Annotated in this window: 16 protein-coding genes; 9 read left to right on the plus strand and 7 right to left on the minus strand. The window is 68.3% G+C overall.

What is annotated here, in order from left to right; genetic code table 11:
• The first annotated feature begins 27 nt into the window (after positions 1–27).
• Positions 28–636, plus strand: a complete 609-nt coding sequence (gene leuD / locus TY25_RS03775; protein WP_014987140.1) for a 3-isopropylmalate dehydratase small subunit — start codon at positions 28–30, stop codon at positions 634–636.
• 156 nt (positions 637–792) lie between these two features.
• On the plus strand, positions 793–1452 hold the full coding sequence (locus TY25_RS03780) for an HU family DNA-binding protein (protein WP_014987139.1): 660 nt from the start codon (positions 793–795) through the stop codon (positions 1450–1452).
• A 248-nt stretch (positions 1453–1700) separates the two neighbouring features.
• Here the strand turns inward: TY25_RS03780 and TY25_RS03785 are convergent, their stop codons facing one another.
• From TY25_RS03785 to cofC, 3 genes are all read right to left on the minus strand, one after another.
• Positions 1701–2639 (minus strand): NUDIX hydrolase, encoded by a 939-nt coding sequence (locus tag TY25_RS03785; RefSeq protein WP_042254225.1) that lies wholly within the window; start codon positions 2637–2639, stop codon positions 1701–1703.
• Positions 2640–2659: 20 nt separating this feature from the next.
• Positions 2660–4819, minus strand: coding sequence for an RNA degradosome polyphosphate kinase (locus TY25_RS03790; protein WP_042254226.1), 2160 nt, complete (start codon positions 4817–4819; stop codon positions 2660–2662).
• Between the two features lie 153 nt (positions 4820–4972).
• On the minus strand, positions 4973–5656 hold the full coding sequence (gene cofC / locus TY25_RS03795) for a 2-phospho-L-lactate guanylyltransferase (RefSeq protein ID WP_042254098.1): 684 nt from the start codon (positions 5654–5656) through the stop codon (positions 4973–4975).
• Between the two features lie 31 nt (positions 5657–5687).
• On the opposite strand from cofC, the gene TY25_RS03800 reads away from it, so the two are divergent.
• The 3 genes from TY25_RS03800 to TY25_RS03810 are packed head-to-tail and all read left to right on the plus strand — an operon-like array spanning position 5688 to position 8849.
• Positions 5688–6683 carry an NAD(P)H-dependent glycerol-3-phosphate dehydrogenase gene (locus TY25_RS03800; RefSeq protein WP_042254100.1) on the plus strand — a complete coding sequence of 332 codons (996 nt, stop codon included), beginning with the start codon at positions 5688–5690 and terminating at the stop codon, positions 6681–6683.
• A 23-nt stretch (positions 6684–6706) separates the two neighbouring features.
• The gene (locus TY25_RS03805) at positions 6707–7807 is read left to right on the plus strand and encodes a D-alanine--D-alanine ligase family protein (protein WP_042254102.1); all 1101 of its coding nucleotides are present in this window, start codon (positions 6707–6709) and stop codon (positions 7805–7807) included.
• 46 nt (positions 7808–7853) lie between these two features.
• Positions 7854–8849, plus strand: a complete 996-nt coding sequence (locus TY25_RS03810; RefSeq protein ID WP_088607314.1) for a D-alanine--D-alanine ligase family protein — start codon at positions 7854–7856, stop codon at positions 8847–8849.
• A gap of 47 nt (positions 8850–8896) precedes the next feature.
• On the opposite strand, the gene TY25_RS03815 is transcribed toward TY25_RS03810, so the two are convergent.
• Complete coding sequence (locus TY25_RS03815) at positions 8897–9559, minus strand: DUF3515 domain-containing protein (protein WP_081868646.1); 663 nt, start codon at positions 9557–9559, stop codon at positions 8897–8899.
• 174 nt (positions 9560–9733) lie between these two features.
• On the opposite strand from TY25_RS03815, the gene TY25_RS03820 reads away from it, so the two are divergent.
• From TY25_RS03820 to TY25_RS03835, 4 genes are all read left to right on the plus strand, one after another.
• Entirely contained in the window at positions 9734–10753 is a 1020-nt protein-coding gene (locus tag TY25_RS03820; protein ID WP_081868647.1) for a thiamine-phosphate kinase, read from the plus strand.
• A gap of 11 nt (positions 10754–10764) precedes the next feature.
• Complete coding sequence (locus tag TY25_RS03825; RefSeq protein ID WP_014987125.1) at positions 10765–11448, plus strand: uracil-DNA glycosylase; 684 nt, start codon at positions 10765–10767, stop codon at positions 11446–11448.
• Positions 11449–11501: 53 nt separating this feature from the next.
• Entirely contained in the window at positions 11502–11771 is a 270-nt protein-coding gene (locus TY25_RS03830) for a hypothetical protein (protein ID WP_042254109.1), read from the plus strand.
• Positions 11772–11833: 62 nt separating this feature from the next.
• The gene (locus tag TY25_RS03835; RefSeq protein ID WP_042254111.1) at positions 11834–12694 is read left to right on the plus strand and encodes an alpha/beta fold hydrolase; all 861 of its coding nucleotides are present in this window, start codon (positions 11834–11836) and stop codon (positions 12692–12694) included.
• On the opposite strand, the gene TY25_RS03840 is transcribed toward TY25_RS03835, so the two are convergent.
• The 3 genes from TY25_RS03840 to rpmB all read right to left on the minus strand — a co-directional run bounded on the left by TY25_RS03840 (position 12695) and on the right by rpmB (position 14323).
• Complete coding sequence (locus tag TY25_RS03840) at positions 12695–13474, minus strand: enoyl-CoA hydratase/isomerase family protein (protein WP_042254228.1); 780 nt, start codon at positions 13472–13474, stop codon at positions 12695–12697.
• A 10-nt stretch (positions 13475–13484) separates the two neighbouring features.
• A complete protein-coding gene (locus TY25_RS03845) occupies positions 13485–14030 on the minus strand; it encodes a GNAT family N-acetyltransferase (RefSeq protein ID WP_042254229.1) in 546 nt (181 codons plus the stop codon).
• A 101-nt stretch (positions 14031–14131) separates the two neighbouring features.
• On the minus strand, positions 14132–14323 hold the full coding sequence (gene rpmB / locus TY25_RS03850; protein WP_011210730.1) for a 50S ribosomal protein L28: 192 nt from the start codon (positions 14321–14323) through the stop codon (positions 14132–14134).
• Positions 14324–14604: the final 281 nt, after the last annotated feature.

A 14604-nucleotide genomic window follows, 5' to 3' on the forward strand; every position in this document is an offset into this window, starting at 1 on the left:
GATACCTCTACCGACTCAGGAGAATCAATGGAAGCCTTCACCGTGCATCAGGGGATCGGCGTGCCGTTCCGCCGTTCCAATGTCGATACCGATCAGATCATCCCGGCCGTGTACCTGAAGCGGGTGACCCGCACCGGATTCGAGGACGGACTGTTCGCCGCATGGCGAACGGATCCGGACTTCATTCTGAACACCGAGCCGTACAAGCGGGGAAGTGTGCTGGTGGCCGGCCCGGATTTCGGCACCGGATCCTCACGTGAGCACGCTGTTTGGGCGCTGTCGGACTACGGCTTTCGGGTGGTGATCTCCTCCCGGTTCGCCGACATCTTCCGCGGCAATGCCGGTAAGGGCGGTCTACTGGCCGCTCAGATGTCACAGAACGATGTCGAAATGCTCTGGAAGTTGCTCGAGGAACAGCCCGGGCTCGAATTGGTTGTGGACCTCGAGGCGCGCACGGTGACCGCTGGAACCGCCGTGTTGCCGTTCGATATTGATGACTACACACGGTGGCGTCTGCTCGAAGGATTGGACGACATCGGGCTCACTCTGCGCCGCAGCGAGACCATCGCCGAGTTCGAAAACGCAAGGCCAGCATGGAAACCCACTACCCTCCCAGCACGTATTTCGCAGTCCTAAACACCCCGCTCGGTTAGCTGGATGGGCAGGGGGCCGATAGCTGGACGTGTGCTAAACCACATGAATTTTGGCGTGGCACATAGACTCTTGCCCATTGTGGGTTTACCGTGGTACCTAGTCGGTCCGACGACGGGCCATTAGTCTGCGGAGGATTCAATGAACAAGGCGGAACTGATCGACGTTCTGACCGAAAAGTTGGGTACGGACAGGCGCACGGCCACCGCGGCAGTCGAGCATGTGGTCGACACCATCGTGCGCGCGGTGCACAAGGGTCAGAGCGTCACAATCACCGGTTTCGGTGTGTTCGAACAGCGTAAGCGTGCGGCTCGGGTCGCCCGCAACCCGCGTACCGGCGAAACGGTCAAGGTGAAGCCCACTTCGGTGCCTGCGTTCCGTCCGGGCGCTCAGTTCAAGGCCGTGATCGCCGGCAAGCAGAAGCTGACCGCGAGCGGCCCGGCCGTCAAGCGCGGCGCGAATGCCCCGGTGGCAGCGAAGAAAGCGGCCGCCAAGAAGACGGCAGCCAAGAAGACTGCCGCCAAGAAGGCGACCCCGACCAAGGGCCCCGCCAAGACGACGGCGAAGAAGGCTGCCAAGAAGGCACCCGCAAAGACCGCCGCTCGCAAGGCGACTGCGACCAAGACCGCAGCCAAGAAGGCTCCGGCCAAGGCCACGGTGAAGAAGGCTGCGGCCAAGAAGGCCCCCGCCAAGAAGGTCACCGCCGCCAAGAAGACCACTGCGGCAAAGAAGACCGTCGCCAAGAAGGCGCCCGCGAAGAAGTCGGCCGCCAAGAAGGCGCCGGCTCGTCGCAGCCGCTAGGAACAAGCGGTAAGACCGCGAAAACGGCCCCGGAGGCTCGCCTCCGGGGCCGTTTCGGCTGTCCTGACCGGTCTTTCGGGCCGTGTGGGCTGAGTTTGGCTCCCGCGCACCGTAGGCGGGTGTCGAGGCCCGGGCCCGGTGGTCGGCTGGTTCGGCTGCCAGACGCAGCCGTAGCGGCCCTTTCCGGCCCGATGCGGGCGGAAAGGGCCGGTTTTCCCTGTCGGGGTCCGGCTTTGGGGACGGTGCGCTCAGGCCCGGACGACGTCGGCGGACAAGGTGCGGTCCATGTGGTCGGCCGCGACCAGCTTGCCGCGGTGGCACGACAGCACCCAGACGCTGCCCTTGCGGTTGCGCGCGGAGGGCAGGACGACACCGTCCCGGTCGGCCCACCACTGCAGCAGATCCGGAATCACCTTGCCCTGACTGCACACAACGCGAACCTCGGTATTCGAGACCAGCGAGACGAGTCGCTCGCGCGCCTCGTCCTGCGCTGCGGCATAACCGGTTTCGGACAGCAGGGGCTCGAGCACGATCTCGGTGCCGAGCTTCTCCGCCAACGGTGTCACCGTCTGCACGCAGCGCACCGGCTCGGCCGAATGAATCTCAGATGCCCCGAACGCCAGCAGATTCGGCACCAGCACCCGGGATTGGGACTGCCCCTCCCGATCCAGCGGTCGCAGCGGGTCCGGACCGGAGAAGCGGTCGCGCCGACCAGCTTTCGCGTGCCGCACCAGCAGCAGGGTGCTGGTGTCGGGTGGCAGCCGGGTGAACGCGCGCACCACCTGCCGGTCCATCGGGTAGGACAGCTCATCCATCACCCGATCCAGCGGATGCCAATCCAGCACGTCCACTTCGCTATTGGCGGTGAACTCACCACCGGCCACCGTCGCGGCCCAGTAGTCGACCCGCTTCAGCTTGCGGTGCCCCGGAATCGGGTAGGTGACGTGGCCGAGGTAGCGACCGAGCTTGCAGTCCAGCCCGGTCTCCTCGCGCACCTCACGCAGCCCGGCGAGCACCGGCGTCTCGCCGGGGTCGAGCTTGCCCTTGGGCAGCGACCAATCCTGATACTTGGGTCGATGCACGACGGCGATCTCGATCGTGCCGTTCGGCGTCCTGCGCCACACCACCGCGCCCGCGGCGTGAATGTTGGCGGTTACCCGGGGGTCCCAGAAGGGACCCCCTTCCATCTCGTACCCGGTGCGACCGCTCACTGCTGATCGGGCCTCCGCAGCCGCATGAGGAACTCCTGGTGGTCACGTACTTTCACGTCGTCATCTCCGGCGTGCTCCGGCCAAGCGAGCCAATTACCATCCGACCGGAGTACCCAGCAGCGGGTGTTGGGATGCAAGGCGGAGTCGAAAACCTGGCCGAGTTGTTCGGTCAGCCGCGGATCCTTCACCTGCGCCATCACTTCCACGCGCCGGTCGAGGTTGCGGTGCATCATGTCGGCGCTGCCGATCCAGTACTGATCCTGGGCCTGGAAGTGCATGACGCGGGAGTGTTCGAGGAAACGGCCGAGGATCGAGCGCACCTCGATGTTCTCGCTCATGCCCGGCACCCCGGGCCGCAGACCACAGATCCCGCGCACCACGATCTGCACCGGCACGCCGGCCAGCGAGGCCCGATAGAGCGCGTCGATGATCTCCTCGTCGACGATGGCGTTGGCCTTCAGCCGGATTCGGGCATCCTTGCCCGCCCTGGCCAACTCGGTCTCGCGCTGGATCCGTTCGATGATCCCGGCGCGCACGCCGTGCGGCGCGACGAGCAGGTTGCGGTAGTTCTCTTTTCGTGAGTAACCCGTCAGCGAATTGAACAGGTCGGTCAGGTCGGCGCCGATTTCCGGTGCGGCCGTGAGCAATCCGACATCCTCGTAGAGTCGTGCGGTCTTCGGGTTGTAGTTGCCGGTGCCGATATGGCAGTAGCGGCGGATGGTCGCGCCCTCGCGGCGCACCACCAGACACGTCTTGCAGTGCGTCTTGAGGCCGATCAGACCGTAGACCACGTGGACGCCCGCCTGCTCCAGCGCGCGCGCCCATTTGATGTTGGCCTGCTCGTCGAAGCGCGCCTTGATCTCGACCAGCGCGACGACCTGCTTGCCCGCCTCCGCGGCGTCGATGAGCGCGTTGACGATCGGGGAGTCACCGGAGGTGCGGTAGAGCGTCTGCTTGATCGCGAGCACCTGCGGGTCGGCGGCCGCCTGTTCGATGAACCGCTGCACGCTGGTGGAGAACGAATCGTAGGGATGGTGCACCAGCACATCGCCCTCGCGCAGCGCCGCGAACACGTTACGCGGCGTCTCCCGCTCGCCGAACGCGGCGGGCGTCGCGGGCACGTACGGGGTGTCCTTGAGGTTGGGCCGGTCCACGCCGTACACCTGCCACAGGCAGGACAGGTCGAGCAGGCCGGGCACCTGGATGACGTCGCCGGGATCGACATCCAGTTCCCGCAACAACAATTCGAGCATGTGCTCGGTCATGTCGTCCGAGACCTCCAGGCGCACCGGCGATCCGAACCGCCGCCGGGCGAGTTCACGCTCCAGCGCCTGCAACAGGTCTTCGTCGCGATCCTCGTCGACCTCGAAGTCGGCGTTGCGGGTGATCCGGAACGAGTGCTGCTCAACAACTTCCATGCCGGGGAACAACAGATCGAGGTGCGCCGCGATCAGCTCCTCCATCGGAAGGAACGCCGCGATGGGGGAATTCGAGTCGGTGCGCCGCACCCGGACGAACCGGTCGACGTTGTCGGGCACCTTGACGCGGGCGAAGTGCTCGCCGCCGGTCGACGAATCCTTCACCGTCACGGCGAGATTGAGACTCAAGCCGCTGATGTAGGGGAACGGGTGCGCCGGATCGACGGCCAGCGGCGTGAGCACCGGAAACACCTGATCCTGGAAGTGTCCCGAGAGACGTTGGCGCTCATCGTCGTTGAGATCTTTCCAGTCGATGATCGCGATGCCCTCGTCGGTCAGCGCGGGCAGCACCTCGTCGAGGAAGACCCGCGCGTGCCGCTCGGCGATCTCCTGGGTGCGCATGGTGATCAACTCGAGCTGTTCGCCGGGGGAGCGGCCGTCGGCGGAGCGGACCAGTAAACCGGTCTCGGCGCGCCGTTTCAGGCCCGCGACCCGCACCATGTAGAACTCGTCGAGATTCGACGCGAAGATCGCGAGGAACTTGGCCCGTTCGAGCAGTGGCAGCGAAGCGTCTTCGGCCAGGGCGAGCACGCGCGCATTGAAGTCGAGCCAACTCAACTCTCGATTGAGATAGCGATCGCGTGGCAACTGCTCGACGGTGGCGTCCGTCGGCACCGGTGAGGCCGCGGGCGGCGGGGTGGGCAGCAACTGTTGCTTGACGGTCTCGGTATCGCTCATGCCCGTACCTCGCTGGCGCTCGGCGCCGACATGCGCGATGCGCACCGGTCCATAGTTAGCTCACTCACGCCAACGATCATCCCCTACTCGGGGTGCGATGTGCAGGCCGACACTGCGATTGCCGTCACCATCGGCCGCTGGTGTGGCGACCTTCTAGCACACTCGGCGAACGGGCTGGTGAACGCGGCCCTGCCAGCCGATGTCGTGCAGCACAGCGCGGGTCGACCCGCCCGCGCCGAGCTCGATCGCCAGGTCCAGATCGTCGGCCGTATCCACATCCAGCCGTAACCCCGGCCAATCGCCGGGGAGGTCCACCGCGCCCGCCGCGACGTGCTTGCCCGCCGAACCCGGCCCGAACCTCGGGTCGAGCGGGACGACGGGGTCGCGGACAAGTAGCGCGGCCGTTCCGGTGCCCGCGTGATCGACCACGATCGAGCGGACGCCGCGCGGCGCGGTCGCCAACATATCGGCGAGTTCCTCCGGCCGCAGCGCGGGCAGGTCCGCTTGCACGGCGAGCAGATCGACCGCGCCGTGCCGGTGGCGCAGTGCGGCGGCGGCATCGGCGAGTGCGGCGTTCAAACTGTCCGGGCCGAGGGGACGCGGCTCGGGATGGACGGCGGCACCGAGCGTGCGCGCCAGATCGGCCACCGCCGGATCGGGCGTGACGACGGTGACCGAGGCGATCTCCTCGACGGTCGCGGCAGCGGTCACGGTGTCGGCGAGCATGGCCAGGACCAACCGGGCCCGGTGTTCCGGGCGCAGCCGGTCGGCCAGTCGACTCTTGGCCTGATCGAGGCTCTTGACCGCGATCACGGCATGCACGGCGTGCGGGCGCATGCGACCAATCCTTCCATGGCATATTGGGCAGATGACGAGGGCGGCAGTACTGGGCGCGGGATCATGGGGTACCGCGTTCGCGAAGGTTTTGGCGGACGCGGGCACCGATGTCACCATCTGGGCTCGACGACCCGAGGTCGCCGAGGTACTGCGCACCGATCATCGCAATCCGTCCTATCTTTCCGATATTCAGTTGCCGCCGATCGCGGCCACGCACGACCCGGCGGTCGCGCTCGACGGCGCGGACCTCGTCGTCCTCGCCGTGCCGTCGCAGTCCCTGCGCGCGAATCTCGCGCACTGGAAGGACCTGATCGGCCCGGACTCGACCCTGCTCAGCCTGGCCAAGGGCATCGAGACCGGCACCCTGCTCCGGATGAGCCAGGTGATCGCCGACGTCAGTGGCGCCCACCCGAGCCGGATCGGGGTGCTGTCCGGTCCGAACCTGGCGCGCGAGATCGCCACCTGCCAGCCCGCGGCAACGGTGATCGCGTGCACCGATGCCGAACGTGCTGTCGCGGTGCAACAGGCCTGCGCCACCGGTTATTTCCGCCCGTACACCAACACCGACGTGATCGGCTGCGAGATCGGCGGCGCCTGTAAGAACGTGATCGCGCTCGCCTGCGGTATCGCCTCCGGCATGGGCCTGGGCGACAACACCGTCGCGAGCATCATCACCCGCGGTCTCGCCGAGATCATCCGGCTCGGCGTCGCCCTCGGTGCCGAACCGGCGACCCTGGCCGGCTTGGCCGGTGTCGGCGACCTCGTGGCGACCTGCACCTCACCGCTGTCGCGCAACCGTTCCTTCGGGCACGCGCTCGGCGCGGGCGGTTCCATGGAATCGGCCCAGGAGGCGACCCACGGCCAGGTCGCCGAGGGCGTCAAATCCTGCACCTCCATCCGCGCCCTCGCCGAAAAGCACACCGTCGACATGCCCCTCACCACCGCCGTCCACCAGGTCTGCCACGAAAACGTCCCCGTCCTCGCCGCCGTAGGCAACCTCCTCGGCCGCCGAATCAAGCCGGAGTAGCGGTGGCGGGTACGGTTCGGGGCATGACGAACCGGATCCGGGTGGCTGTGGTTTTCGGCGGGCGGAGCAATGAGCACGCTGTGTCGTGTGTGTCGGCCGGTAGCGTGCTGCGCAATCTGGATCCGGAAAAATACGATGTGGTGCCGATCGGGATCAGCACCGAAGGCACCTGGGTGCTGGCCGATTCGGAGGTCGCCGCGCTCGGTTTCCACGATCGTGCGCTGCCCGCGGTCGACGGCACCGGCACCGCGCTGACGTTGGCCGCGGGCCGGGGCGGCTCCGGCGCGCTGGTCGCCCTGGACGATCCCCACGCGACGTTCGGCGCGGTCGATGTCGTATTCCCCATCCTGCACGGGCCGTTCGGCGAGGACGGAACCCTGCAAGGTCTGCTGGAACTCGTCGGAGTGCCCTATGTCGGGCCGGGCGTGCTGGCCAGCGCGGCGGGGATGGACAAGGAGTTCACCAAGAAACTCCTTGCGGCCGAAGGGCTGCCGGTCGGCAAGCAGGTGGTGTTGCGGCCGGGCACCGCGACACTCGATGCGGCGGAGCGGGATCGGCTCGGGCTGCCGGTGTTCGTCAAGCCCGCGCGCGGCGGCTCCTCGATCGGCATCACCAAGGTCACCAGCTGGGCCGAACTCGACGCCGCCATCGCCGTGGCGCGGGAGCACGACCCGAAAGTCATTGTCGAGGCGGGCATCATCGGCCGCGAAGTGGAATGCGGCGTGCTGGAGTTCCCGGACGGACGGGTGCAGGCGAGCATGCTGGCCGAGATCCGGATGCCGGAGGACGACGCCGCGGCGCTCCCCGAGTTCTACGACTTCGAGACCAAATACCTCGACGACGTCTGCGAATTCGACATCCCGGCGAAGCTGGACGACGAAATCGCCGACAACGTACGGGAACTCGCGGTCAAGGCGTTCCGGGCGCTGGACTGTCAGGGCCTGGCCCGGGTGGACTTCTTCATCACCGCGGACGGCCCGGTGATCAACGAGATCAACACCATGCCCGGTTTCACCCCCATCTCGATGTACCCGAAAATGTGGGATGCCACCGGCATCGACTACCGGACCTTGATCTCCACCCTGATCGAAACCGCCGTCACACGCGGCACCGGACTTCGCTAGTCGCGGTCGATACCGGCGGCATCGAGCGCGGATGAAGGCGGGTCAGATGCAGGTTGCGGTGCTGTTCGGCGGGACGAATGCCGAGCGGGATGTCTCGATTGCCACAGCGGGGCAGGTGTTTCGCGCGTTGCGCACGCGTGGGCACGAGGTCTCGGCCTACGACACCACGGCGGGCCGCCTCGACGCCGACGGCGAGGATCGGCTCATGGCGGCGACGGTCCCGGCGGAGCCGCCGCAGATCAGCGGTGCGGTGCCGGACCTGACCATGCAATTGCTGTGCGAGCAGGGCGGATTGCGCGACGTCGACGTCGTCTTCCTGGCGTTGCACGGCGGTACGGGCGAGAACGGCACCATCCAGGGTCTGCTCGATCTGGCGGGCGTGCCTTACACCGGCAGCGGCGTGCTGGCCAGTGCGATGGCGATGGACAAAGACGTGTCCAAGCGGCTGTTCCGGCTCGCCGGGGTGCCGACACCGGACTGGGAGATGGCGACGGCGGACGAGTTCGACGACCGGCTCGGCTGGCCGGTGATCGTCAAACCGAACAAGCAGGGCTCCACGGTCGGCCTGACGGTCGTCAAAGATCCCGCGCACTACGCCGAGGCGGTGCGGGTGGCCCGCGCGCACGACGACGAGGTGCTGGTCGAAAGGTTCGTGCCAGGGCGCGAATTCGTGGTCGGCGTGCTCGGCGACGAACCGCTCGCGGTCGGCGAGATCATTCCGCAGGGCAGCGAGATCTTCGACTACCGCAGCAAATATCAGGTCGGCGGTGCGGTCGAGATCTTCCCGGCCGAGCTTCCCGCCGCGCTGGCGGACGAGATGCGCACCCAGGCGGTGCGCGCACACCGGGCGCTCAAGCTCGGTGCCTACAGTCGCGTCGATTTCCGGGTCGACGCCGCCGGTGACATCTGGTGTCTCGAGGCGAACACCCTGCCGGGCATGACGGCGACCAGCCTGCTGCCGCAATCCGCGGCGGCCGCAGGAATCGACTTCGCCGAACTGTGCGAGCAGATCTGCCTACACGCCTTGCGCAAGCTCGGTTAGCCGATTCTGCGTCTCGTCGAGTACGCCAGGGACCGACGCCGCCGCGATCAGTTGGGCAGCGGTCCCGGGTCGAGCGCCTTGGCCGGGAGGTTGGCGGTGATCGCGTCGGAGACGCTTTGCAGCGGTGTGGGTCCGGAGCCGTCGGGGACGGTGAGCGCGATATAGGTCTCGCGGTCGACGGCGAACCAGGTGCTGGCCTTGGCGGCCGGATCACGGGCCTCGAACCACTGGACGTTGTTCACCAGTTGCAAGGGCGAGGCGCGGTTGAATTCGAGCGGGCGATCCAGGCCGCAGCGCAGCACGATGGCGTCGCCGCCGTCGGGCCGCTGCCAGGCGCGGGTGCCGGGCGGGGAGGGTTCCACGAGAGTGGATTTGGTGAAGTCGCCGACGGTGGTCGGCAAGGCGGGCAGCAACGTCACGCACGCCTGACCGTCCGCGGCGGGTGCGGGAACCGGACCGAGCACCAGCGGTTCGCGTTCGACCGGCGCGCGCCGGGCGAGCACCGCGGCCACCAACAACCCGACAATGAGCACCACCGGCAGCGCGACAGCCGTGGCGATCAACGCGGGCGGATACTGCCGCGCGACCGCATCGGTGCTCGCAGAGGCCTCGGATTCTGCGAGGTCGGCCGCGGCACCACGCGCGGACGTACCGCCCACTTCGGCGTCCTCGCCCTTCGACGAATCGTGGTCCGACGATTCCGCCGCCATGCTCACCGACCCTTCCTGCGCTGGATGACCGGGCGGGGGCCGCGATCGCTGCCGCGGGTGCCGTGACCGGCCCGGTAGTACTCGATTGCCCTGGAAAGGGTACCTTCGGGTCGTTTCCAGCCAGCAGCGTGTCGGAAGGACCCGGTCATCAGCGAGAGCGCTACGCCGCGGACGGTGCGCGAACTGGGGGAGTTCGCGCTGATCGAGCGGATCAACCGGCGTCGGGTGCAGGCACCCGGCGTGCTGCTCGGGCCGGGCGACGACGCCGCGCTGGTCGCCGCGCCGGACGGCCGATTCGTGGTGACCACCGACATGCTCGTGCAGGACCGGCACTTCCGGCTCGATTGGTCCAGCCCCGCGGACATCGGCCGCAAGGCGATCGCGCAGAACGCCGCCGACGTGGTCGCGATGGGTGCCGCACCCAGCGCGTTCGTGGTCGCGCTCGGTTTGCCGTCCGACACCCCGCTCGAAGTGGTCGACGGCTTGGCCGACGGGATGTGGGCGGAAGCGGCCCGCGCCGGCGCCTCGATCGCGGGCGGCGATCTGGTGCGCAGCCGCGAGATCGTCATCTCGGTGACCGCGTTCGGTGACCTGAACGGCCGGGCACCGGTGCCGAGATCCGGTGCACGCGTGGGCGACACGGTCGCCGTGGCGGGCCGGCTCGGCTGGTCCGCGGCCGGTCTCGCGGCGCTGACCGCCGGCGTGGACTCCGCCGAGTTCGCCGAAGTGCTTGCCGCGCATCGAGTCCCGCAACCCCCCTACGCCGCGGTACTGGACGTCCTGCCCATGAACGACCCTGCGCCGCACCCGCACGACAACGCTGCGAATCCGGCAACACCGGGCCCGAATTCACTCACCGACGTCTCCGACGGCCTGCTCGCCGATCTCGGACATATCGCCGAGTCCTCGGGCGTCGCCATCGATCTGGATTCGGCGGCGCTGCGCGACCCGGCACTCGAGCAGATCGCCGCCGCACTGGATGCCGATGCGGCGCAATGGATTCTGACCGGCGGCGAGGACCACGCCTTCGCCGGCACCTGGCCCGCCGGTCGGTCGCTGCCCGCGGGCTGGGTGCCGATCGGGCGTGTGTGCGCCGGTCACGGCGTCACAGTCGACGGTGTGCCGCGCGCCGGCAGCGCCGGTTGGGAATCGTTCGGTGGGGCGGACTCGGCGTCGCCCGGCGAACCACGCTAAGTTGTGCGGTCATGGGCGCGAAACCACTGTCGGAAATCATGGATCCGGGATGGGCGAAGGCACTTGAGTCGGTGGCGGATCGAATTTCGGCCATGGGCGAGTTCCTGCGCGCCGAGAACGCGGCGGGCCGCGGCTATCTACCGGCCGGTGAGAATGTGCTGCGCGCGTTCCAGCGCCCGTTCGACGCGGTCCGTGTACTGGTGGTGGGCCAGGACCCGTATCCGACCCCCGGGCACGCGATGGGCTTGAGTTTCTCTGTCGCTCCGGATGTTTCGCCGGTGCCGCGCAGCCTGTCCAATATCTTCGCCGAATACACCAAGGATCTCGGCCACCCGACCCCGTCCTGCGGCGACCTGAGCCCGTGGTCGGACCAGGGCGTGCTGATGCTGAACAGGGTGTTGACGGTGACACCGGGCCAGCCCGCCTCGCATCGCGGCAAGGGCTGGGAAGCGGTGACGGAACAGGCGATTCGCGCGCTGGTCGCGCGGGACGAGCCGCTGGTCGCGATCCTCTGGGGTCGGGACGCGTCGACGCTGAAGCCGACCCTGGTCGAGGCCGAGGTGCCCTATATCGAGTCCGCGCATCCGTCGCCGCTGTCGGCGTCGCGCGGTTTCTTCGGTTCCCGCCCGTTCTCCCGAGTGAACGAACTGCTCGACGAGCTGGGTGCCGAACCTGTTGACTGGCGCCTGCCGTGAGCAGGCGTCTGTGTGTGATCTACCGAGTTCGAATCGAGTGAGGAGCTCTACCCATGCCCAACACCACCGTTCGTGGCGCACTGCGCGGCACCACCGCCACCCTGGCCCTCTGCGCCGCTCTCGCCGGTGGCGCCGCCACCGCGAGTGCCGAGGGTCTGCCGCTGGAGCAGGCCACGGACACCACCTCGGCCCCGGCCGGTACGGCGCCGATCGGTGAGGAATTCACCTCCAACGGCTCCTCCACCATCTCGTCGTCGGTCAACGCCAAGGTCACCTGCCTGCTGCAGAACACCTTCAGCGCGTCCGGCAAGTGGAATTGCTGAGCGGAAACCCGTCCTGGAGGCTCGCGGGTGAACTGTAACCAGTTCTATGCGATCCTCGGTTAGTGAGTAATGCGAACAATCTGCTCGAGCCCGCGCCGCTGCGGCTGCGTGGTTCGGGCGGTCTCGAGCTAGTTGCCGACCAATTCGGCCCGATCGCCGGCCCGCTCGTGGTGTTCCTGCACGGCGGCGGGCAGACCAGGCACTCGTGGAAGCAGACCGGCGTGAAGCTGGCGGCCTCCGGTATGCGGGTGGTCACCCTGGACGCGCGCGGGCACGGTGACAGTGAATGGTCCGCGGACGGTGATTACCGCCGCGACACCATGGTTCGGGATCTTTTGCTGGTGTTGGAGCAGCTCGGTGCGCCCGCCGTGGTGGTGGGGGCCAGTATGGGCGGGATCACCGGGCTGCTCGCCACCGCGGTCCCCGGCGCACCGATCAAGGCGCTGGTGCTCGTCGACATCGTGACCAGGCCGGAACAGGCCGGGGTGGCGCGGGTGATCGACTTCCTCGGCCGGCATCGGGACGGCTTCGATTCGCTCGAGCAGGTCGCCGATGCCGTTGCCGAATATCTGCCGCATCGTCCGCGTCCGGAGAACACCGACGGCCTGCAACGCAATCTGCGCCGGCGCGACGGTCGCTGGTACTGGCACTGGGATCCGGACATGCTCTCCGGCCGGATCGAGGACGCCTCGGAGATGGTCGATCAGATGGAGGCGGCGGCCCGCCGGCTGACCATGCCCGTGCTGCTGGTGCGCGGCTTGCAATCCGACGTGGTGAGCGCCGAGGGAGCCGCGGCCTTCCAGGAACTGGTGCCGCACGCGGAGCTGGTCGAGATCGGCGGCGCCGCGCATACCGCGGCGGGCGACAACAACGATTCGTTCACCGACGCGGTCGCCAAGTTCGTGCTGCGCAACGAACCGTGACTACCGGTACTCCGGCTTGCGCTTCGCCACGAACGCGTCCACACCCTCGCGCCCGGTCGGGCCGTCCGCCGCGGCGGCGATCGCCTCGCGCTCCCGGTCGAGCTGGTCGCTGAGGGTCGACGAAGTCGACTGGGCCAGCAGCGTTTTGATGCTGGCATGGGTCGAACGCGGTCCGGCGGCGAGCGTGCGAGCCAGGTCGAGCGCCGCGCTCTGCACGTCCTCGTCGGCGACCAGCCTGCTGAGGAGGCCCAGCCGCACCGCCTCGTCGGCGTCCAGCACGGCGTCGGTGAGCAGGATTTCGCGAGCCCGGCCCAGTCCGACGATGCGCGGCAGCGTCCAGGACATGCCGCCGTCGGGGCTGAGCCCGATACCCGGGTAGGCGGGGCGCAGTTTGGTGCCGGGTCCGCCGAGCGCGATATCCGCGGCGCAGACCAGGCTCATGCCCGCGCCCGCCGCCCAGCCGTGCACGCCCGCGACCACCGGCACCGCGGTCGCGTCCAGCGCGCGGACGAAATGGTGCAGGTCGGTGGCCAGACCGTAGATGTGCGCGGCGCGATCGTCGGCGGCCGCGAAGCCGCGCACGTTGCCGCCCGCGCAGAAGTTCGCCCCGCTGCTCGTCAGCAGCACGGCCCCGACGTCCGCGCCGAGCGAGCGCAGCGCGGCCGTGCCGGCGACGATGCCAGCGAAGTCCATGGACGTGCCGTTGGCGGCGGTGGCGATGGTGATCTGCAGGACGCCGTCGACGGTGCTCACGTACCCGGTCTGCGCGGTGGAGGTCATGGTCTGCACTTTAACGTGTGGCCACCGCGGGGCCGGACGGCGTTGCGCCGAGGTCGGTTTCGTCCGGTGGGCGCACCATGCGCAGCTCCAGCACCGCGGTGAACGGTTCGATCTTGCGCGCGCCGTCCGGGCGGAAGCCGTGTCTGCCGTAGAAGGCGCGGGCCCGCGGATTGTCCTCGAACACCCACAGCGAGCAGGGCTTTCGCGGGTCGAGCACCGTGCGCAGCAGATCGTCGGCGACGCCGGTGCCGTACCAGGCGGCGCGGACATACAGCGCGCTCAACTCCAGTGCTGTGACCGGTGATTCATCGGTGGACTCGCCCGCGCTCGCGAAACCGATCACCGCGTCGCCGAGCACCGCGACGTGCGTGCGTCCCGGGTAGCGGAGGCGGTCGCGTTCCCACTGGGCGGCCCGGCGGCGCACATCGAACGCGGCGAGCACGTGTGCGGGCACCAGGTCCGCGTAGGCCTCGCGCCAGCAGGCGATATGGCATTCGGCGAGGCGATAGGTGTGCTCGGCGGCGAGCGGCAGGATGCGCCACGTCGACTCGGTCATGTGCACCATGGTCGCCGAACGGACCCGCAGATGACTACGCCCCGGCCACCCGTGAGGGTGCCGGGGCGTGCGTCGGTCTCGTACCGATCAGCCGTGGCGTATCAGCCGCGGACGACCTTGCCCGCCTTCAGGCAGGAGGTGCACACGTTCATGCGACGGGTGTTACCCGGCGCAACCTGGGCGCGAACGGTCTGGATGTTCGGGTTCCAGCGACGGTTGGTGCGCCGGTGCGAGTGCGAGACCGACTTCCCGAAGCCGGGGCCCTTGGCGCAGACGTCGCAGACGGCAGCCATAGTCGCGAACTCCTTCATGTCATGGTGGGGACCGCCGCCCGCGGGCAGCATGTCCGGAAACAATGTATCGACGTACCCCTGCCGACTGATGTCGGCCAGCGCAAACCGGCGACGGCCACGCGAGGCAACCCTGCAAGGGTAGCGGGACGGGCACCGATCCACCAAACCGGGCGTCGGCAGCCGATGCCGGTGCCGGCTGTGGGGTACCCCGAGTGTAGTCGGAAACGAACGCCCGCCCGCCGCGGCCCATACCGTCGGCCGGGTGTCGGTATCGCCCGCTA

This window comes from Nocardia brasiliensis NBRC 14402, from assembly GCF_000308475.2.
GTDB lineage: Bacteria > Actinomycetota > Actinomycetes > Mycobacteriales > Mycobacteriaceae > Nocardia > Nocardia brasiliensis.

Bases quoted from the DNA above. Each gene is read 5' to 3' on its own strand.
- leuD (WP_014987140.1), top strand. From the start codon at position 28: ATGGAAGCCTTCACCGTGCATCAGGGGATCGGCGTGCCGTTCCGCCGT.
- TY25_RS03780 (WP_014987139.1), top strand. From the start codon at position 793: ATGAACAAGGCGGAACTGATCGACGTTCTGACCGAAAAGTTGGGTACG.
- TY25_RS03785 (WP_042254225.1), bottom strand. From the start codon at position 2,639: ATGGAAGGGGGTCCCTTCTGGGACCCCCGGGTAACCGCCAACATTCAC.
- TY25_RS03790 (WP_042254226.1), bottom strand. From the start codon at position 4,819: ATGAGCGATACCGAGACCGTCAAGCAACAGTTGCTGCCCACCCCGCCG.
- cofC (WP_042254098.1), bottom strand. From the start codon at position 5,656: ATGCGCCCGCACGCCGTGCATGCCGTGATCGCGGTCAAGAGCCTCGAT.
- TY25_RS03800 (WP_042254100.1), top strand. From the start codon at position 5,688: ATGACGAGGGCGGCAGTACTGGGCGCGGGATCATGGGGTACCGCGTTC.
- TY25_RS03805 (WP_042254102.1), top strand. From the start codon at position 6,707: ATGACGAACCGGATCCGGGTGGCTGTGGTTTTCGGCGGGCGGAGCAAT.
- TY25_RS03810 (WP_088607314.1), top strand. From the start codon at position 7,854: ATGCAGGTTGCGGTGCTGTTCGGCGGGACGAATGCCGAGCGGGATGTC.
- TY25_RS03815 (WP_081868646.1), bottom strand. From the start codon at position 9,559: ATGGCGGCGGAATCGTCGGACCACGATTCGTCGAAGGGCGAGGACGCC.
- TY25_RS03825 (WP_014987125.1), top strand. From the start codon at position 10,765: ATGGGCGCGAAACCACTGTCGGAAATCATGGATCCGGGATGGGCGAAG.
- TY25_RS03830 (WP_042254109.1), top strand. From the start codon at position 11,502: ATGCCCAACACCACCGTTCGTGGCGCACTGCGCGGCACCACCGCCACC.
- TY25_RS03840 (WP_042254228.1), bottom strand. From the start codon at position 13,474: ATGACCTCCACCGCGCAGACCGGGTACGTGAGCACCGTCGACGGCGTC.
- TY25_RS03845 (WP_042254229.1), bottom strand. From the start codon at position 14,030: ATGACCGAGTCGACGTGGCGCATCCTGCCGCTCGCCGCCGAGCACACC.
- rpmB (WP_011210730.1), bottom strand. From the start codon at position 14,323: ATGGCTGCCGTCTGCGACGTCTGCGCCAAGGGCCCCGGCTTCGGGAAG.